17 protein-coding genes are annotated in these 19,821 nt (G+C 67.6%); 7 read left to right on the top strand and 10 right to left on the bottom strand.

Features of this window, described 5'->3' with window-relative positions:
• Positions 1–9: 9 nt before the first annotated feature.
• Positions 10–687, bottom strand: a complete 678-nt coding sequence (locus CYJ10_RS31845; protein ID WP_092598032.1) for a heavy metal response regulator transcription factor — start codon at positions 685–687, stop codon at positions 10–12.
• A gap of 214 nt (positions 688–901) precedes the next feature.
• Between CYJ10_RS31845 and CYJ10_RS31840 the strand changes: the two genes are divergently transcribed.
• The 5 genes from CYJ10_RS31840 to CYJ10_RS31820 all read left to right on the top strand — a co-directional run bounded on the left by CYJ10_RS31840 (position 902) and on the right by CYJ10_RS31820 (position 5,124).
• Positions 902–1,405 (top strand): hypothetical protein, encoded by a 504-nt coding sequence (locus CYJ10_RS31840; RefSeq protein WP_101685432.1) that lies wholly within the window; start codon positions 902–904, stop codon positions 1,403–1,405.
• Positions 1,406–1,543: 138 nt separating this feature from the next.
• Positions 1,544–1,984 carry a hypothetical protein gene (locus CYJ10_RS31835; RefSeq protein WP_257993622.1) on the top strand — a complete coding sequence of 147 codons (441 nt, stop codon included), beginning with the start codon at positions 1,544–1,546 and terminating at the stop codon, positions 1,982–1,984.
• Positions 1,985–1,996: 12 nt separating this feature from the next.
• Positions 1,997–3,409 (top strand): TolC family protein, encoded by a 1,413-nt coding sequence (locus CYJ10_RS31830; protein WP_374703328.1) that lies wholly within the window; start codon positions 1,997–1,999, stop codon positions 3,407–3,409.
• Between the two features lie 2 nt (positions 3,410–3,411).
• The gene (locus tag CYJ10_RS31825; protein ID WP_101685431.1) at positions 3,412–4,725 is read left to right on the top strand and encodes a multicopper oxidase family protein; all 1,314 of its coding nucleotides are present in this window, start codon (positions 3,412–3,414) and stop codon (positions 4,723–4,725) included.
• A gap of 42 nt (positions 4,726–4,767) precedes the next feature.
• A complete protein-coding gene (locus CYJ10_RS31820; RefSeq protein ID WP_257993621.1) occupies positions 4,768–5,124 on the top strand; it encodes a copper-binding protein in 357 nt (118 codons plus the stop codon).
• Between the two features lie 61 nt (positions 5,125–5,185).
• Here CYJ10_RS31820 and CYJ10_RS31815 read toward each other — a convergent pair whose 3' ends face one another.
• The gene (locus tag CYJ10_RS31815) at positions 5,186–5,491 is read right to left on the bottom strand and encodes an H-NS family nucleoid-associated regulatory protein (RefSeq protein ID WP_101685429.1); all 306 of its coding nucleotides are present in this window, start codon (positions 5,489–5,491) and stop codon (positions 5,186–5,188) included.
• Between the two features lie 334 nt (positions 5,492–5,825).
• Here CYJ10_RS31815 and CYJ10_RS31810 point away from each other — a divergent pair, with 334 nt between their 5' ends.
• Positions 5,826–6,086: a copper resistance protein CopQ gene (locus tag CYJ10_RS31810; protein WP_101685428.1), complete on the top strand. Its 261-nt coding sequence runs from the start codon at positions 5,826–5,828 to the stop codon at positions 6,084–6,086.
• A 65-nt stretch (positions 6,087–6,151) separates the two neighbouring features.
• Here CYJ10_RS31810 and CYJ10_RS31805 read toward each other — a convergent pair whose 3' ends face one another.
• Positions 6,152–8,218, bottom strand: coding sequence for a putative bifunctional diguanylate cyclase/phosphodiesterase (locus CYJ10_RS31805; protein WP_101685427.1), 2,067 nt, complete (start codon positions 8,216–8,218; stop codon positions 6,152–6,154).
• 451 nt (positions 8,219–8,669) lie between these two features.
• Between CYJ10_RS31805 and CYJ10_RS31800 the strand changes: the two genes are divergently transcribed.
• Positions 8,670–8,822 carry a glycine zipper 2TM domain-containing protein gene (locus tag CYJ10_RS31800; RefSeq protein WP_257993625.1) on the top strand — a complete coding sequence of 51 codons (153 nt, stop codon included), beginning with the start codon at positions 8,670–8,672 and terminating at the stop codon, positions 8,820–8,822.
• Positions 8,823–9,153: 331 nt separating this feature from the next.
• Here CYJ10_RS31800 and CYJ10_RS31795 read toward each other — a convergent pair whose 3' ends face one another.
• From CYJ10_RS31795 to CYJ10_RS31765, 7 genes are all read right to left on the bottom strand, one after another.
• A complete protein-coding gene (locus CYJ10_RS31795; protein ID WP_101685425.1) occupies positions 9,154–10,326 on the bottom strand; it encodes an acyl-CoA dehydrogenase family protein in 1,173 nt (390 codons plus the stop codon).
• A gap of 10 nt (positions 10,327–10,336) precedes the next feature.
• Entirely contained in the window at positions 10,337–11,281 is a 945-nt protein-coding gene (locus CYJ10_RS31790) for a Bug family tripartite tricarboxylate transporter substrate binding protein (RefSeq protein ID WP_257993624.1), read from the bottom strand.
• Between the two features lie 102 nt (positions 11,282–11,383).
• Positions 11,384–11,794: a cupin domain-containing protein gene (locus CYJ10_RS31785; RefSeq protein ID WP_101685423.1), complete on the bottom strand. Its 411-nt coding sequence runs from the start codon at positions 11,792–11,794 to the stop codon at positions 11,384–11,386.
• 154 nt (positions 11,795–11,948) lie between these two features.
• A complete protein-coding gene (locus tag CYJ10_RS31780) occupies positions 11,949–12,443 on the bottom strand; it encodes a lecithin retinol acyltransferase family protein (protein WP_101685456.1) in 495 nt (164 codons plus the stop codon).
• Positions 12,444–12,868: 425 nt separating this feature from the next.
• On the bottom strand, positions 12,869–13,876 hold the full coding sequence (locus CYJ10_RS31775) for a Bug family tripartite tricarboxylate transporter substrate binding protein (protein ID WP_101685422.1): 1,008 nt from the start codon (positions 13,874–13,876) through the stop codon (positions 12,869–12,871).
• 73 nt (positions 13,877–13,949) lie between these two features.
• Positions 13,950–16,409 carry a CaiB/BaiF CoA-transferase family protein gene (locus tag CYJ10_RS31770; protein WP_101685421.1) on the bottom strand — a complete coding sequence of 820 codons (2,460 nt, stop codon included), beginning with the start codon at positions 16,407–16,409 and terminating at the stop codon, positions 13,950–13,952.
• A 44-nt stretch (positions 16,410–16,453) separates the two neighbouring features.
• Positions 16,454–19,771, bottom strand: coding sequence for an acetyl-CoA carboxylase family protein (locus tag CYJ10_RS31765; RefSeq protein ID WP_101685420.1), 3,318 nt, complete (start codon positions 19,769–19,771; stop codon positions 16,454–16,456).
• Positions 19,772–19,821: the final 50 nt, after the last annotated feature.

The following is a 19,821-nucleotide window of genomic DNA, read 5'->3' as shown; positions in this document are numbered from 1 at the left end:
CTTCGGCGCTCACGCTTCTTCGGACTCATCAAGCACGTAGCCCATGCCACGGCGCGTATGGATCAGCTTTTTCGGGAAGGGATCGTCGACCTTGGCGCGCAGCCGGCGAATCGAGACGTCCACCACATTGGTATTGCTGTCGAAGTTCATGTCCCACACCTGCGACGCGATCAGCGAGCGCGACAGCACCTCGCCACGGCGCCGCGCCAGCAGTTGCAGCAGCGCGAATTCCTTCGATGTCAGGTCGATCTTCTGGCCGGCACGTGTGACGCGGCGGCGGATCGTGTCGATCTGCAGGTCCGCCACTTCCATGAATTCGCTCTCGCGCAGGGGGCCCCGGCGCAGGATGGTGCGGATGCGCGCCACCAGCTCGGCAAACGCAAACGGCTTGACCATGTAGTCGTCGGCGCCCAGTTCCAGGCCCTTGAGACGATCCGAGAGTTCGTCGCGCGCCGTCAGGCACAGCACCGGGGTGTCCTTGTCGCGTCGCAGCTCGCGCAGTACCTGCCAGCCGTCGATGCCCGGCAGCATCACGTCCAGGACGATCAGGTCGTAGTGCTGCTCGCGGGCGTGGGACAGGCCGTCCACGCCGTCGCGCGCCAGGTCGGCCACGAAGCCGGACTCCGTCAGGCCCTTGAGCAGGTAATCGCCCGCCTTCGGTTCGTCTTCGACAATCAGGATACGCATGGGGATTCACTTCCGGGCCCGGCCAACGCCGGCGCCCCCTTTTCGGTTTATTGCAGAACCTAGACACTATCCGAGGTTAGACGCATTTTGTGGAACATTGCACGAATGTCATCGTCAATCGGCGAAATCCTGGTGCCAAACACAGTACAATGCCCGCTGCCCTGATTGTGGCAGCCTGCCGCGCCCCTGACCGGGCAGGTCTAGTCAAATTCTGATGAAACGTCTGTTCGCCAGCTTCCTGTTGTGTCTTGCCATGTTCGCGTTGCCCATCCAGGGCGCCGCGGCGGCGGTCATGATGATCTGCAGCGTCACGCAAGCCGCGGGCCTGTCGATGCCGGAACGGCATGCCGCCATCAAGGCGGAAGCCGAAGCCGAGGCGGTGATGGACCACGCGGGCCCCGCGGGTCAGATGGGCCAGATGGACCACGCGCACTGCCACCAGGCGAACGTGAGCGACATCAGCGGCAGCGACGACATGCCCGTCTGGCACGATGCCCAGCCTGCCGGCGCCACGCCTGACCAGCCGACCGATCATTCGCACCACGCCGCAGGCCACTGCAGCGCGTGCGGTGCCTGCGCAGCCAGTGCCATGCTGCTGCCGGAAATTCCCCTCGTGGCGTTGCAACACCGCCGCCACGCCCTGCCGCTGGCCACTCCGGCCAGCTTTGCCAGCCAACTCCCCCTGCCCGCCGACCGGCCGCCTGCCCGTCGCTGCTGACACCCGAGGTGCGTCCTTCGCACGCTCGTCCCCGCGCCTGACCAGGCGCCGAGGGCGCGGTCGACTGATTCGTCCGCGCCGATCCACTCCCGTATTTGCCTGCCGCACGGCCTGAACCGCCGCATGCGGCGGATCACGATGCAAGAGGTTGTCATGCCCGCCGTGCGTACCGTCGCCGTCGCCGTGGCCTGGCTGCTGATGCTTGCCCCGGCCCTGGCCGTGGCTCAGGCATCGGCGCCGGCCGCCCATCCGGCCCATCCGGCCCATCCGGCAGATTCGATCGCGCCGATCGCGCCGATCGATTCGATCAATCCCGCCGACCGGCCCGATCCCATGAACGCCGCCGCGCCCGTGCCGGCCCTGCCGGACATCGCACCGATGGCCGGCTATGTCCCGTACCAGAGCCCCGCGCGTTCGCCCTGGCGCCAGTCGAACGCGGACGTCACGCCGGGTGCCCAACCGGCGGCAGATCCGCATGCCGGTCACCGCATGCCGCAGGGCACGCCCGCCGCGCCAGCTTCCGCCCCGGCCGCCGGCCAGGGCGACCCTGGTGGCCATGCCGGCCATCACGCGCACTGACGGAGGCCCGCGATGATGAACGCTTTCTTCCGGCGCGCCGCCGTTCCGCTGGCTGCTGCGGTGCTGTTGACCGGGTGCGCGGGCTTTGCGCCCGATGGTGGCTTCGGCCCGGTTGCCGACGCCACGCGCGACAGGCTGGGCAAGGACGCCGTCTGGGCGCGCAGCGATGCCGACCGCCATGCGTTGCGCGACCGCACGCGCGAACTGCTGGCGAAGCCGCTCGATGCCGATGCCGCGATCCAGGTCGCGCTGCTCAATAACGCCGGGCTGCAGGCCCAGTATGCCGACCTGGGCATTGCCGAGGCCGACTACGTGCAGGCCACGCGCCTGCCGAACCCTGGCTTCTCGTTCAGCCGCAAGACATCGGGCGACGAACTCAAGATCGACCGGGCGGTCACCATCGGCTTCATGAACCTGCTGGCGCTGCCATTTGCCGCCCGCATCGAGGAAAGCCGCTTTGCCCAGACACGCCTGGCCGTGGCCGACGCCACGCTGCGCCGTGCTGAAGCCACCCGCCGCGCCTGGGTCCAGGCCGTTGCCGCCGAGCAGGCCGCGCGGTATGCCGAACAGGTACGCCGGGCCGCCGAAACCGGGGCGCTGTTTGCCCGCGATCTGGCCCGCGCCGGCAATGTCAGCGCCCTCGATCATGCGCGCGAGCAGGCCTTCTATGCCGATGCGGCGGCGCAGCTGGCACGCGCCCGCGAACGGGCGCTCACGGCGCGCGAACAGCTGACCCGCGAACTGGGGCTGTGGGGTGCCGACATCGGGTACGCGTTGCCAGACCGCCTGCCCGACCTGCCCAAGGCGCGCCCGGCCATGCAGGATCTGGAAGGCTATGCGATCGCGCAGCGCCTGGACCTGCAGGCCGGCCGCCTGCAGCTGGACAGCCTGTCGCGCTCGCTCGGCCTGACCCGCGCCACGCGCTTTATCAGCGTGCTGGACGTCAGCTATCTCCACAACTCCGAGACCAGCCGGCCGCGTGAAACGGGCTACGGCATCGACATCGAGGTGCCGCTGTTCGACTGGGGCGGCGCCCGCGTGGCGCGCGCCGAAGCCGTCTACATGCAGGCGACGGCGCGGCTGGCCGAGCAGGCCATCAACGCGCGCTCCGTGGTGCGCGAGACCTATGCCGGCTACCAGGCGCGCTACGACATCGCCCTGCACTATCGCGATGAAGTGGTGCCGCTGCGCAAGCGCATCGTCGACGAAAGCCTGCTGCGCTACAACGGCATGCTGGTCAGCGTGTTCGAGCTGCTGACCGACGCGCGCGAACAGGTCAGTGCCGTGAACGGCTATCTCGACGCGCAGCGCGACTTCTGGCTGGCCGATGCCGATCTGCGCGGCGCGCTGGGCGGCCGCCTGCCCGCCCCCACAGCCGCGCCCACGGCCGCCAACCCTGCGGCCACGACCCCACAAGGACAATGACAATGGTTTCCCGACGCAATTTCCTGGGGCAGTCGGCGGCTGCCATGCTCGGCACGGCAATGGTGTCGCGCGCGGGCGCGGCCGCCCTGCCCGAAGCGCCGCTGCAACACAGCGCCGCCACCCAGCCGCCGCTTGCGCCCGCCAGCGGCCGCCCCTATCAGCCCGTGGTCACGCTCAACGGCTGGACGCTGCCCTGGCGCATGCGCAACGGCTGGAAGGAATTTCACCTGGTGGCCGAGCCGGTCGAACGCGAGATGGCGCCCGGCATGACCGCCCACCTGTGGGGCTACAACGGTCAGAGTCCTGGCCCGACCATCGAATGCGTGGAAGGCGACCGTGTGCGCATATTCGTGACCAACAAGCTGCCGGAACACACCACCGTGCACTGGCACGGCGTGCTGCTGCCGGCGGGCATGGATGGCGTGGGCGGGCTGTCGCAGCCGCACATCCCACCCGGCAAGACGTTCGTCTACGAGTTCGAGATGCGCCATGCCGGCACCTTCATGTACCACCCGCACTCGGACGAGATGGTGCAGATGGCCATGGGCATGATGGGTTTTATCGTCGTGCATCCGCGCGATGCCGCCGCCCAGCGCGTGGACCGCGACTTCGTGTTCCTGATCGCCGCGTACGACATCGACCCCGGCTCGTATACGCCACGCGTGGCCGAGATGACCGATTTCAACATGTGGACGTGGAACAGCCGCGTGTTTCCCGGCATCGACGTGCTGCCCGTGCGGCTGGGCGACCGTGTGCGCATCCGCATGGGCAACCTGACCATGACCAATCACCCGATCCACCTGCACGGCCACCGCTTCGAGGTAACCGGCACCGATGGCGGATGGGTGCCGCCTTCAGCGCGCTGGCCGGAGGTGACCACCGATGTCGCGGTGGGCCAGATGCGGGCCATCGAGTTCGTGGCCGACAACCCGGGCGATTGGGCCTTCCACTGCCACAAGTCGCACCACACGATGAATGCCATGGGCCACAACCTGCCCACGATGATCGGCGTCAAGCAGAAGGACCTGGCCAGCCGCATGAACGCGCTGGTGCCCGACTACATGCCGATGGGTCAGGCGGGCATGGCCGACATGGGCAGCATGGAAATGCCGCTGCCCGAGAACACGCTGCCGATGATGAGCGGCCAGGGGCCGTTCGGCCCCATCGAGATGGGCGGCATGTTCACCACGCTCAAGGTACGCGCCGGCCTGGCGGCGAACGACTACCGCGATCCGGGCTGGTATCGGCACCCCAAGGGCACCGTGGCCTTTGAATACACCGAGCCCGTGGCGCCGGCGCCGCGCCGTGCGCGATAGGCGCGAATCGCACAGCTTCCCCCGCATTCCCGAAGGACAGACATGAAACACACGATGGCAACCGTAGCGCTGCTGGCCCTGTTGGCCCTGTTGGCCGGCGCATCCCCCGCACTGATGGCGGCGACGCCCGGTGCGCCCGACGCGTCGGTGGCAGCCGCTACGGCGCAGGCGCCGTTACCCGAGGTGGAAGGCGAAATCCGCAAGGTCGATGCGGAGGCCGGCAAGCTGACGATTCGTCACGGGCCGATCGGCAACCTCGACATGGGCGCGATGACGATGATTTTTCGCGTGAAGGACCCGGCGATGCTGACGCGGGTGCAGGCGGGCGACAAGGTGCGCTTCACCGTCGACCGTATCGACGGGCTGCTGACGGTGACCTCGTTGGCCATCGGGCAGTAGCCGGGCGGCCCTGGGCAGCCCTGTGCGGGACAGGCACGCGGCCCGGGCCGCGCGCCGCGTCTTAGTCGACGCGGTAGAAGTCGATCGATTGTCCGGCGTTGACGGCGCGCTGCAGCCAGTCCGGATATTCGCCGGTGCCGTCCCAGGTCTGCCCCATCGCATTGCGATACAGCACGCGCGGCGCGGCAGTGCCTGCCACGGGCGTTTCGGCTTCCTGGGCGGACGGCGCCACATCGGCGCCATCATCGGTGTCGGCATCGGTAAAGCAGCCTGCTTCGACGAGATGGTCGAACGTCAGGCCATGGTGATCCATCTGCTCGCGGATCCATGCCACCGCGGCTTGTTTGGCTGCATCAGATTCGGACATGACTTATCGTGCGCCCGCCATTTTGCGGGCGGGCCGGAGAATTCGATTCGGGGATCGGTCCGTGCAGGGAATCCGGCGGACCAGCACGGATTCTACAGGGTGTTGGGCAGGCACCCGCGGAATCCGGCGATTACCGCCGGAATGTTGCATTCAGCCGTGGCACTTTCCGGGGCCTCAAATGGCGCTGCGCGCCGCGCGCAAACGAATGACGAACATGTCATGCGTTGGTCATGTTGGCGTGGCTGCCCCGCTCATAGACTGCAATCCAAGGTCGCGTGACGACCGGTACAAACCACACCAAACTGCCTCCATCCTCGTATCCCAAGGAGTCTACATGCTCAAGAAAGCCCTGCTCTATACCGCCCTCGCCGCTACGCTGGCCGGCGCCGCCACCATGGTCAACGCTGCGCCGCGCAGTGCAGATCCTTACACCGACGGCGCACGTGTGACCAACCGTGATGGCCTGGTCGAGCGCGTCGGCGCGCGTGACGTCTACACCGATGGCGCCCGCGACGTACGCGATGCACGCAACCCGTTTGTCGACGGCGCCCATGATGTGCGCGATGCGCGCAGCCCGTTCACCGACGGTGCGTGATACAAGCCATGGCCCGCGTGGGCCAGATCCGGGCCGATACGGCCCGAACCGCCAGGCGGCGGCGCTTACTGCGTCGCCGCCTGGCTCATGAATTGCGCGGCGGGCACCGGCCTGCCCAACAGGTAACCCTGCAGCGCATCGCACCCCAGCCCCGCCAGGAATGACTGCTGCGCGGCGGTCTCTACCCCCTCCGCCACCACCTGCAGGTTCAGCGTACGACCCAGCGCAACGATGGCCGACACGATCGCCGCATCCTCCGAATCCTCCGCCAGATCGCGCACAAAGCCGCGATCGATCTTCAGCTCGCTGGCCGGAATGCGCTTCAGGTGCAACAGGCTCGAATAGCCGGTGCCGAAGTCGTCGATGGCGATGCGCACGCCCATCTCGTCAAGCTGCGTCATGATCGCGAGCGTTTCCTCCACATCGCGCATGGCCGTGCTTTCCGTGATTTCCAGCGTCAGGCTTGCCGCAGGGATACCGTGATGCGCCAGCGCATCGGACACGGTCTCGATCATCCCCGGATGACAGAACTGCAGTGCCGACAGGTTCACCGCCATCGACCAGTCCGCATGGCCGATGGCGTGCCAGGTGGCCAGTTGGCGGCAGGCCTCGTCCAGCACCCATTTGCCGATCGTCACGATGGCACCGGTCTTTTCGGCCAGGCCGATGAACTGGTCGGGCATCAGCAGGCCGTGCAGCGGATGATGCCATCGCAATAGCGCCTCGGCCCCCACCACGCGGTTGTCCGTCGCCGCGAACTTGGGCTGGTAATACAGTTCGAGCTGGCCGGTGCGCGTCACGCCGCGCAAGTCCTGGATCAGCGACTGCTGGACGCGCGCCTGATGATTCATCGACCGTTCAAAGAAGCAGTACGCGTTACGGCCCGACGCCTTGGCGTGATACATCGCGGCATCGGCGTTGGTCATCAAGGTGTCCTGGTCGGCGCCGTCGGCCGGATAGAGCGCGATGCCGATGCTGCCCGACACGTGCAGCGCATGACCGGCCACGTGCGCCGGCTCGCGCAGTGCCTCGATCAGCTTCTCGGCCATCACGCCGGCGTCGGCTGGCTCGTCCGCTCTTGCCAGCACCACGAATTCGTCGCCACCCACACGCGAGATGGTGTCCTCGGAGCGGGTGCATGCGCGCAGGCGTCCGGCAATCTCCACCAGCAGGCTGTCGCCCATCTGGTGGCCATAGGTGTCGTTGACGCCCTTGAATCCGTCCAGATCCACGAACAGCACGGCGAAGGTGCCGGGCTGCCGCGTGGCCGCCTGGATGGCCTGCTGGAAACGGTCTTCCAGCAGCACACGATTGGGCAGGTGCGTCAGCTTGTCGTGCAGGGCCAGGAATTCAAGCTCCTTGTTGGCCACGCCCAGGGCGTCGGCCAGCACGGCTGTCCGCATTTCCAGGCGCATGTCGAGCACCGATGTAATCAGCGCCACGGCCAGCACGCACACCGTGATGACCAGGATCGGCAAGGCCAGCGCACCGCTGTTCACGCCCGAGCCCGCCGCGCCGCAGACGCTGCCCAGCGGAAACCGCGCCGCCGCCATGCCCGTGTAGTGCATGGCGGCAATGGCCCCACCCATGACCAGCGCGGCCCCGAACCGCAGTTGATGCACGCGCGGCATGCTGCGTCGCAGACGGAAGGCGATCCACAGTGCCGCGCCCGACGCCGCCACGGCAATCACGATCGACAGCAGGAACAGCCAGGGGTCGTAATCGATGCCGGGCTGCATGCGCAGGGCCGCCATGCCCGTGTAGTGCATGCTGGAGACGGCCGCGCCCAAGGCAAGCGCCCCCAGCGCCAGGCGCCTGCGCGGCAGGTACTCCAGGCTGACCAGCCGCAGCGCGAAGGCCGACGCCAGCACGGCGATCAACAGTGACGCCCCGGTGATGGCCACGTCGTAGCCCAGCGGAATCGGCAGGCTGAAGGCCAGCATGCCGATGAAATGCATCGACCAGATGCCCAGCCCCATGGCCACGGCACCTCCGGCCAGCCACATCCACGCGTAGCGGCCACGGCCGGCCGTGGAAATGCGGCCAGCCATGTCCAGCGCCGTATACGACGCCAGCACGGCAACCAGCACGGAAATCAGAACGAGGGAAGCGTCGAAACGGGGCGACATCATGGCAGCGGGTGACGGGGCAGTGGCTTGCGGCAGGCCGCCATTCTGAAGGGTCAGGCGAACCCGGCGTGAAATTTCCGGCACCGCCAAGGGTTATCGGTCGTTTCAGCCCAGACTGAAGCGGGATTGTGTATCAGCCCGCTTGCCCTGCTGCCCGCCCGCTGATCCCGCTGATCCCGCTGCTTCCGCTGATCCCGGCGCCATACAGCCCACCCAGCCGGCCCATCCCGGTTTCGTACGTTTGCACGGTTGACACGCTGTCCGGGCCCCGTGTTGCGGCCGTCCGACAAATTCCTACAGTGCAATCAGCGCCCGCCGGAAAGGCCCGGCGGCGGCCCGGACCTATCCTTGAGGCGTGATGAACGACAGACGCCGCCGCGCAACACCAGGCAGGACCCGCGCGGCGCCACCGTAGGAGAACATCATGTGGAAACGAATCACAGGCGTTATCGCCATGGGCGCATGCTGCTGGGCCTTCTCGGGCTGCACGGCAACTGGCGCGGTGGCAGGCGGTGTGGTGGGCCATGAGGCCACCCACGGCAGCACGGCCGGTACGGTCGGTGGCGCCGTGGTGGGTGGCGTGATTGGCCACGAGCTAGGTAAGTAATCGACGATTTCCGCGGTCTGGATGGCGGGCAGGGTCATCCAGGTTTGCGCGGCATGGTCTCTTAGATGGGAAGAACATGCCGCCGCGCGTCGCGCCATGAGCACCGGCCTATTGTGTCCTTCAACGATGATCGGACGTTTTCATCGCTGAAAGGCATCGTGGCATGCAACGGTGAAAGATCCTCGCGGATCGTCATGGCGCGGCAGCGGGAAACCTGCACGGCAAAGGCCCCGGGTCCTCCACAGGTCCGGGGCCTTTCCTTTTTCCTGGCTCCTTTTTGCTCTCTTCTTCGGTACCGCGTGCCGATGCCCCCCCCCGGACGCCGTCACCTTCAGTACGACTTCGGCAGCCCCAGCACGCGCTCCGCGACGTGGCACATGATCAGCTGGGCGCTGACCGGGGCGATGCGCGGGATATAGGACTCCCGCAGATAGCGTTCCACGTGATACTCCCGCGCATAGCCCATCCCACCCAGCGTCAGCACGGCCGTCTGGCATGCCTGGTGCGCGGCCTCGGCCGCCAGGTACTTGGCCGCGTTGGCCTCTGCGCCGCAGGGCTTGCCGTTGTCGTAGAGCCAGGCCGCCTTCCACACCATCATGTCGGCTGCCTCCAGCGCCATCCACGCCTGGGCCAGCGGGTGCTGGATGCCCTGGTTCTGGCCGATCGGCCGCCCGAACACCGTGCGCTCTTTGGCATAACGCGTGGCGGCCTCCAGCGCGGCCCGACCCAGCCCCACCGCCTCGGCCGCGATCAGGATGCGCTCCGGGTTCAGCCCGTGCAGGATGTACTCGAAGCCCCTGCCCTCCTCGCCGATGCGGTCTTCGGCCGGCACCATCAGGCCGTCGATAAACAGCATGTTCGAGTCCACCGCGCCCCGCCCCATCTTGTCGATTTCGCGCACTTCGATGTGGTTGCGGTCCAGCGTCGTGTAGAACAGGCTCAGGCCCTGCGTGGGCTTGCTCACGGCATCCAGCGGCGTGGTGCGCGCCAGCAGCAGCATGCGCGTGGCCACCTGCGCTGTGGAAATCCAGATCTTGCGGCCGTCCACGCGGTAGGCGCTGCCGTCGGCGGTGCGCACGGCCTGCGTCTTCAGGTGCGTGGTGTCCAGCCCGGCATCGGGCTCGGTCACCGCAAAGCAGGCCTTGTCGCGACCTTCGATCAGCGGGGGCAGCGCGGCCGCCTGCTGGTCCTCGTTGCCGAACACCACCACCGGGTTCAGGCCGAACACGTTCATGTGGATGGCCGATGCGCCCGAGAATCCCGCCCCGGACGCCGACACCGTCTGCATGATCAGCGCTGCCTCGGTGATGCCAAGCCCCGCCCCGCCAAACCGCTCCGGCATGGCGATACCCAGCCAGCCCGCTCCGGCCATGGCCTGGTGGAACGCTTCGGGAAAGCGGTGTTCGCGATCCAGTTCGTACCAGTACTCGGCGCCGAAGTCGCTGCAGAGCTGCGTCACGGCTTCGACGATGGCGTTCTGCTCGGGTGTCCTCTCGAAATTCATCCGGTGCTCCTTATTCCGGCTGGATGCCCGCGTCCTTGACGAGCTTGTTCCACTTCACCAGTTCGCTGCCGACAAAGGCCGTGAACTGCTGCGGGGTCTGGCCAAACGCCTCGAAACCCAACGCCTCGAACTTTGGCGCCACCTCCTTGCTGGACGCGATCTTCGACAACTCGCGGTTCAACCGCTCGACAATCGGCTGCGGTGTCCTGGCCGGCGCGAATACGCCGTTCCAGGACGTGATGTCGAAGCCCTTCAGCTCCGGTGTGTCGGCAATCGGCGGCAGGTCGGGCAGCAGGCGGCTGCGCTGCGCGGTGGTCACGGCCAGCGCGCGCATCTTGCCCGCCTTGACGTTGGCGATGCCGGCCGCCACGTCGACGAACATCATCGGCACCTGGCCGGCGATCACGTCGGTCATGGCCGGCGGCGTGCTCTTGTACGGCACATGTAGCAGGTCGATGTTGGCCATGCGGCCCAGCGTGGCCCCGGACACGATGCCAGTGCTGTTGCCGCTGGCGTACGACATACCCGGATGCGCCTTGGCGTAGGCAATCAGCTCGCCCACCGTCTTGACCGGCAGCTTCGGATTGATGACCAGCATGAACGGCAGGTTGCCCATGCGCGCGACCGGCGTGAAATCCTTGATCGGGTCATACGGCAGCTTCTTCATCAGCGACGGGTTGGCCGAGTGCGTGGTGTTCGTCGTCATGAACAGCGTGTAGCCATCGGGGGCGGCCTGCGCCACCAGTTCGGCGGCAATCGCGCCGTTGGCCCCCGGCCGGTTGTCGACCACCACGTTCTGGCCCAGTGCGTCGCCCAGTTCCTTGGCGGTAATGCGCGCCACGGCGTCGGTGCCGCTTCCCGCCGCAAACGGCACGACAAGCCGGATCGGCCGGCTCGGATAAGTGTCGGCCGCCTGCACGGCCAGCGGCAGCGCCGCCGTGGGTAGCGCCAGCATGGCGGCAACAAGCGTGCGCCGCACGCGGAAATTCGGCATGGTGATCTCCTCCAGGGGTTTGGGCGGCTGCAAGGCCTTTATGGGTCCGGCTGAATGCGATGTTCAGGCCGGACGAATCACGCGGTCCGGCGATTCCTCGTATGGCGGGGCGTAGATCACCAGCAGCTTCACGGGCTCGTCGCTGATCACCGTGAAGACATGCATGGCATCGGCCGGAAAGAAGCAGCAGTCGCCCGGCCCCAGTTCGCGCGCGTGGCCGTTGACCTCGGCCCGCGCACGCCCTTCCAGCACGTAGCACACCTGCTCGATGCCGGGGTGCGCGTGCGGCAGCGCGCCTTTGCCGCGCTCGATGGTGCCGTGGATGACTTCGAGTTGCGTGGCACCGACATTTTCGCGGCCGATGATGCGGCGGTTCAGGGTGCCAACGTGGTTGGCCGGGTGATAGCCGGCAACCTCTTCGGTACGGACGAAATAGGCGGGGGCCGCCTGCTTGGCGGCGGAAGATGCGGTCATGGGTAGGCTGTCTCCAACATGGCGGCGCCGTACCGGATGGCCGGCGCTCTGTTTTCATGTTTGTGAAACAGATTTTATGCCCATGAAAAATGGCGTCAACTTGGGGTTGCTACCGATGGTGTGGCCCGGCGCCGTTCAGATTAGTCGGCGCCAGTCAGATTTCCGCCCGCGACAGCGACATGTCTTCCATCGTGCTCGTGAACTGGCTGCGGCAGACGGCGTAGAGCGTCTTGAGGCCGAGCCACGGATTCAGCAGGCATCGGCATACCTGCTCGCTGCGCCCCACGCCCGACACGCACCAGGTGCTGAAGTGCTCGCAGTTATTGGTCAGGATGCGATAACGGTCTTCGCCAATCCGCGATCGGGCGCGGGCGACGACATCGCGCCCCGCGAAGCGCGCGTGCGGTTCCGGCTGGACACGCACGCCCCGTCCGCCCGCAAAGCCGCAGAGTGGGACGGTCTCCACGGGACCCCGCCGCGCGGACCGATCGAAGCCGCCGTAATGGATGACCTCGCCGTTGCCCGCATAGATGCCGTGATGCACGTAGCCGTCGCGCTCGCTGACCAGATGGGCGCCAATCTCGATGGCGCGCGCCGCCGCTTCCAGTGCTGGCCAGGCCCCAAGCCGCTCAAGAGACAACGTTTCCATGATCGCTCCGCCCATCGCTGTACATCGCAAGGTCCCGCGCGCAGGCAAAAAGGTGCCCCCGGGGCGATGGCGCCCCGAATACGTCGCATTTGACGTCGTATTTCGCTTGGGAATGGATGCGTTGCCAGCCGGCACCGGCGCAACGCTTGCGGCTTTGGCGATGTACCCGGACTGCGCGGCACCCTCGCTCCTGCCTTGAGGAAATGGTAGGAACGCGCGCCGGGCGCGGCTATTCTACGGTCGGCTCGCAGGCCCCCTACATAGGCGTCGGGCTGTCATACCCACGTATATCCGGGCGCGCCGGCGCCGCGCGAGACGTGGCCGGGATGCCACCCGGCCACGTGCGTCGACGCGCAGTGTTCCACTCAATGCCGCACTCAATGCCGCACTCAATGCAGCACTCAATGCAGCACCCAGTGCCGCGGTCAGTCCAGCGTGATGTTCTCCCGCTGGATCACCGCATCCCAGCTCACCTCCTCTTTCTCGACCCGCTTTGCAAAGTTATCCGGGTCCACCATCACCACGTCGCCCTGCTGGCTCAGCGCCGCCTTGGCCTTCTCGTCCTCCAGCACGCCGCGCGTGGCGGCATGCAGCTTCTGTACGATGGGCTGCGGCGTGCCAGCCGGTGCCAGCAGGCCGATCCAGAACGTGGAATTGAACGGCTTGAGGCCGGCCTCCTCGACGGTCGGCACATCGGGCAGCTGGGTCATGCGCCGCGTGGAACTGACGGCGATGGGCTTGAGCTTGCCGGCCCTGATCTGCGGCAGCGCGGTCCAGGTATCGAACGCGGTATCCAGTTCGCCGCTGATCACGGCCATCTCTGCCTGGGCGGCGGACTTGTACGGCACATGGGTGGTGTTTATCTTGGCCCGGTTGTTCAGCATGGCAAAGCTCAGATGGGCGATGTTGCCGGGGCCCGCCGAGCCGTAGCTGATCTTTCCAGGATTCTGCGACGCGTAGCGGACCAGATCGGGCACCGTGGCCACCGCGTGCTTCTGCGACCATTCGGGGTTGGTCACCAGGATGAACGGCGCCTCCAGCACCAGCGTTACCGGCGCCAGGTCGCGGGCCTTGTAGCTGGCCTTCTTGTAGATGTGCGGATTGATGGTGACGCTGCTGGAATTGGTCACCAGCAGCGTGTAGCCGTCCGGCGCCGAGCGCGCGGCCTCGCCCACACCGATCAGGCCGTTCGCGCCGGCCTTGTTCTCCACCACCACCGGCTGGCCCAGCGATTTGGTCAGCCGCTCGGACAGCACGCGTGCCACGGTGTCGGTGAACGATCCGGCCGGGAACGGCACGATCATGCGGATCGGCTTGTTCGGCCAGTTTCCGACCTGGCCGCCCTGGCCGCTTTGTGCGGCGGCGGTGCCGGGCAACCCCAAGGCCAGCAGGCATCCCATTGCCATGGCGGCAGTCAGTGCGCGTCTTTTCATGTTGTCTCCTTGTGCTCGTTATGTCGTTATGTCGTGATGTTTGAGGTCGGCGTCCCGGCCCTGCGGACCACGACTATTCCCTGGCCGTCTTGGGTCTGGCGGTCTGGCCGGTGATACCCCGATGCTCCAGCGCCGCGCGTTGCTCGGCCCCCAGGCCGAGCACGCTGGCCAGCACCTGGTCGGTGTGCTGCCCCAGCGTGGGCGACACATGGCGAATTGGTGCCGGGCCGCCTGCGCCGCGGAACCAGCTGGTGCTGGCGGCATAGCGGCCAACGTAGGGGCGCTCCACCTCGCACCAGAAGCCACGCGCGTGCAGATGGCGGTCCTGCAGCACCTGCCACATGGGCTTGACCGCGCCGGCTGCGATACCGGCCTGCTGTAGCGCCTGCATGGCGTCGTCGGGCTCGCGCTTCGCGCACCAGGCGGCGATGGCCGCGTCGATGCGGTCATGCTGCGCGCGACGGCCTGCGGCATCGGCCAGCGCCGTGCCTTCGGCCAGGTCCATGCGCCCGATCACCCGGCATAGCGCAGGCCACTGGGCATCGGTCACGCTCACGACGACCCATCCGTCGTCGCCCGCGCAGCGGTAGCAGCCGTGCGGCGCGGCCATCGGATGGCGATTGCCCTGGCGCGGCGTCACCTGGCCCGACACCGACTGCTCGATCATGTACGGCGCGGTAAGCGCCAGCATGGCCTCCACCTGCGACAGGTTCAGATGCCGGCCCTTGCCCGTGGCCCGCTGCGCGAACAGTGCCACCAGCATCGCCGCGCCGGCGTTCAAGCCGCCAATCGGATCGCCGTAGGCATACGACGTCATGGCCGGCGGGCCATCGGGGTGGCCCGTGTAGCACGGCAGTCCGCTGGCCTGTTCCAGCGTGCCGCCATAGGCGCGCGTGTTGCTCCAGGCGTTGCCCAGCCCGAAGGCCGGCATCGACACCATCACCAGCCGGTCGTTGCGGGCGCGTAGCGTGTCGTAGGTCAGGCCGAGCTTGGGCAGCACCTCCGCCGAGTAGTTTTCGATTACCGCATCGGCGTGCGCCACCAGATCCAGCAGCAGCGCCTTACCTTCGGGCCGGGTCAAGTCCAGCGTGATGCCGAGCTTGTTGCGGTTCATCATGTTGAAGTTCGAGTTCTTCTCGTACAGCCTGTCCCGATAGAACGCCTCGGTGAAATTGGCGCCGCGCCACCAGTCCGGGTAGCCCGTGCTTTCCACCTTGATGACCTCCGCCCCCAGATCGGCCAGCGTTCGGGTGGCCAGCGGCCCCGCCCAGCCCATCGTCAGGTCGATGACGCGGATGCCCTCCAGCGGCAGGCGGCCAGCAGGCGCCGGGGCCAGGGCCTGGCGCGGATGACGATCCAGGCCCGCCTGCCGGTAGAACGCGGTGTCCGCACCCAGCGCCGGTGCCTTGCCGCCGGCCAGCGGCCCGGCGTCATCGAGCCGCAGCGGCACCACGGGGCCTTCAAACGTCACGCCATCCAGTTCCACCGGCACAAACGCGCCACGCTCTCGATGCACGGCCTGCCCCAGCAGCGTTGCCATGCTGGGCACCACCACGGCCGGGTGTTTCATTTCGCCCAGCAACGCAAACCATTGCTTGGCCGTCCGCTCCAGCAGCGCGGGCTTCAGGAATGCATCGATCTCGTCGGCCACCACCATGCGTTCGGGCCCGCTCGCAAAGCGCGGATCGTTGCCGAGTTCGGGACGCCCGATGGCCTCGCACAGCGCCTTCCACTGCGGCAAGGTGTGCGTGAAGATGCCGATCCACCCGTCGGCGGTCTCGTAGATGCCGCCCGGATGCGTGCCGCAGAAGCGATTCACGCCCATGCGGCGCAGTGGGTGGCGCTGGTCCTGGACCATGCCCGCTTCCATCTCCACCACGCTGAAAATGCACTCGTGCAGGCTCAGCACGTAGCGCCGGCTGCCCTGGCTGGTGCCCAGCAGCGCCGCCACCGCCGCCGAAAATGCGCTCAGTCCCACCACGATGCCAGTTTGCACGTCGTGCGGCATATGCGGCGGGCCTTCCACCGGGCCGCTGCCATGCACGGCGCCGGCCAGGCCCCGGCACACGGCCTCGGTACCCGCAAATTCGCTATAGGGGCCGCTTTCGCCGAACCACGTCAGCGCGATGTCGATGGGCACGTGTCCCTGTGGCTCGCACGACACGCTCCACACCGGCTGATCGAGCACGGCGATGCCTGCGTCAAGCGCGCGCGCATCGAGCACGACGTCGCACGTGCGGGCCAGTTGGGCCAGCCATGCGTCGTGCTCGGGGCCGCCCGCCGCAACGACACTGCGCTTGTTCGTATTGAGCCAGGCGAACAGCGCGCTTTCCGGCTGGCCGCCACCCGGCACGTCAACCAGCGGCGGCATCCGCCGCCAGGCATCGCCCGTTGCGTCTTCGACCTTGATGACCTCGGCGCCGAAATCCGCAAACAGCTTGCCCGCGTAGGCCAGCGCCGGCCCGGTACCAATTTCCAGCACGCGCAATCCACCCAGCGCCAGTTGCGCGGGGTCTGGACCATTCCTGGTCATGAATGCCTCCTGATTCCTTGGGTTCCGAACATCCACTGGGGGACTCACCAGGCGTCCACAAAGCCGCGGCGCGCCCGGCGGCTGCGCACGTCTGCAGACGCAATGCCCTGCGCGATCCATTTCCGCGTTTCGGCCGGATCGATGACCGCGTCGATCTCCACCGCCGCCGCCGTATTGATCGCGTGGCCACGCTCGTACGATTGCGCCACCAGCCGCTCGAACAGCGCCTTGCGCGCCGGGCCATCGGGCACCGCTTCAAGCTCCTTCTTGAAGCCCAGGCGCACCGCGCCCTCCAGCCCCATCGGGCCAAACTCGCCGGTTGGCCAGGAGATCGTGAAATTCGCGGACCGGAAGCCGCCGCCCGCCATGGCCATCGCCCCCAGGCCGTAGCCCTTGCGTAGCGTCACGGCCAGCAGTGCCACGCGCAGCTTGGCAGCGGTCAGGAACATGCGCGACACGTGGCGCACCTGGGCGCGCGCCTCGACGTCGGGGCCCACCATGAACCCCGGGGTGTCGATCAGCGAGACGATCGGCAGACCATGGGCATCGCACAGCTGCATGAAGCGCGACGCCTTGTCGGCCGCATCCGCGTCGATGGCACCGCCCAGGTGGTACGGGTTGTTGGCCATGATGCCCACCGGCTGCCCTTCCACGCGCGCCAGCGCGGTATGGATGCCCGCGCCAAAGCCGCCCCGCAGCATCAGCACGCTGCCCACATCGGCAATGCCCTCGATGGCCTTGCGCGTGTCGTAGACCCGCAGCCGGTTCTCGGGCACCACGTGCCGCAGGTCGGCCGGATCGGGCGCGCTCCAGTGCGCGACCCGGCCCTGGAACATCGACAGGTAATGCCTGGCCGCCTGCGTGGCTTCGGCCTCGTTTTCCACCAGGATGTCGATCACGCCATTGGCAAACTGCACCGGCGCCGGCCCCACGTCTTCGGGGCGGAAGATGCCCAGGCCGCCGCCTTCGATCATGGCCGGGCCGGCCATGCCGATATTGGCGGACTTGTCGGCGATGATGACGTCGCAGCAGCCCACGAATGCGGCGTTGCCCGCAAAGCATCGGCCCGACACGATGCCCACCACCGGCACCTGGCCGCTTAGTTCGGCAAACGCGGCGAACGATGGCTGGTACAGGCCCGACACCGACGGAAAGTCCACGTCGCCGGGCCGCCCGCCGCCCCCTTCGCCAAACAGCACCAGCGGCAGTTCGTCGCGCAGCGCCACCTCCACGATGCGGTCGGTCTTGATGTGGTTGCGCTTGCCCTGCGTGCCCGCCATCACGGTGGCGTCATAGGCCATCACCGCGCTGCGCGCGCGATCCTTGCCGACCAGGTCGGCGTTGACGTTGCCGATGCCGGTGATCAGGCCATCGGCCGGCGTATTGGCGATCAGGTCGTCCTTCGTGCGGCGGCTTGCCTGGGCAGCCAGCGCCAGCGCGCCGTATTCGACAAACGTGTCGGCGTCGCACAGGTCGGCAATGTTCTCGCGGGCGGTACGCTGGCCGCGCGAGCGGCGCCGCGCCACGGCGTCGGGGCGCGCGGCATCATGCAGAAAGGCGTGCCGGTCCAGCACACGCTGCAGGTCTGCGCGGATGGCACTGGCATCGTGCGCCTGCGCGGTATCGGCGGCCACGCCCTCGGCGTCGGCTTCCTCCAGCACGATCAGGATCTGGTTCTCGGCCGCCAGCGCGTTCCTTTCCAGGCGCAGGTCTACCACGCGGCCCGCGCACTCGGCCACGATGGCGTGTTCCATCTTCATGGCGTCGAGCACGGCCACGGTCTGGCCCGGCTTGACCAGCGCGTTCAGTTCGACCGCGATGTCCACCACGCGGCCCGTCAGCGGCGCGCGGATGGCCACCAACCCTTCTTCGACCTGCTCCTCGGGCCCAGCCGCATGCGCCAGGCCGTGGACCGGCGGCCGTGCCGCGCCGCCAAGCAGCGCGTCCTGCGCACGGCCCGCGTCGGCAATCGCTTCCGCCGCCGCAGCCAGTTCGGGCAGGATGGCCTCGAAATGGCGCGTGTGAACGGCCTGGGTCCGGAATTCGTCACGCTGCACCAGCGCGCGCAGCAGGTTCAGGTTGGTCGGCACGCCGCCGATACGGAATTCGCCCAGGCTGCGCTGCAGGCGACGCAGCACCGCCCCGAAATCGGACGTCGCACTGCTGACGATCAGCTTGGCCAGCAGCGTGTCGAAATTGGGCGACGGCTCGTAGCCCGTGTAGGCATGGGTATCGACGCGGACATCGGGCCCGGTCGGCGGGTCGAATCGCTCCAGCCGGCCATGCGCCGGACGCGCCAGGCCGTTGGCATCGGTCATCTCGGCGTTGACGCGCACCTGGATGGCAAAGCCGCGTGGTTGCGGCGGCGCGGCCGGGTCCAGCCCCAGGTCGCCCAGGGTGCGCCCGGCGGCCAGCCCGATCTGCAGCGCCACCAGATCCACGCCGGTGACCTGCTCGGTGATCGTATGCTCCACCTGCAGGCGCGGATTGGCCTCGATGAAGACAAAGTCCTTCTGGTCGCCCGCTTCGTTTTCCTCGACCAGGAACTCGAACGTCCCCAGGCTGCTGTAGCCCACCCGGCGTGCCAGCCGCAGCGCGGCCTTGATGATCTGATCGCGCAACTGCGGCTTCAGCACCGGGCTCGGCGCGATCTCCACGAGCTTCTGGAAGCGGCGCTGCAACGTGCAGTCGCGCTCGCCCAGCGCCACCACGTTCACGCCGTCGCCGGCAATCTGCACTTCGATATGGCGCGCCCGCGCCACCAGCCGTTCGGCGTACAGCGCGTCGATGCCGAACGCCGACGCCGCCTCCGAACGGCAGCGCGCATAGGCTTCGGCCAGGTCTTCGCGCCGACGCACCACGCGCATGCCACGTCCACCGCCGCCGCCCACGGCCTTGATGACCACACCGGCCGCGCCCTGCGCATCGAAGAAGGCCGTGATGTCTTCCAGCGTTGCCCCGCCGCGCGTGGCCGGCATCACCGGCACGTCGCTCTGTACGGCCAGCTCCAACGCGCGGCCCTTGTCGCCGAAGATCGCCAGATGCTCGACGCTGGGGCCGATAAACCGGATGCCGGCCGCCTCGCACGCCTGCGCAAAGTCTGCCCGCTCGCTCAGGAAGCCGTAGCCTGGGTGCACCGCATCGCAGCCGGTGGCCTGGGCTGCGGCGACGATGCCCGCAATGTCGATGTAGGCGGCCGGGCCTGCGCCATCGAGCGCCACGGCCTCGTCAGCCAGCACGCGATGCAGCGCGCTGACGTCGTCCTGCGAATAGACCGCCACGGTGCCAATATCCAGATCCCGCGCGGCCCGCAGGATACGCAGGGCAATTTCGCCCCGGTTCGCAATCAGCAGCTTCTTCAAGTCTCTCTCCTGTGTTGTTCTGATGTTCTGGTGTTCTGGTGTTCTGGTGT

This window comes from Cupriavidus pauculus (assembly GCF_002858765.1).
Taxonomy (GTDB): domain Bacteria; phylum Pseudomonadota; class Gammaproteobacteria; order Burkholderiales; family Burkholderiaceae; genus Cupriavidus; species Cupriavidus pauculus_B.
The sequence above is the reverse complement of the archived record's forward strand: the minus strand, read 5'-3'. Positions and strand labels throughout refer to the sequence as shown.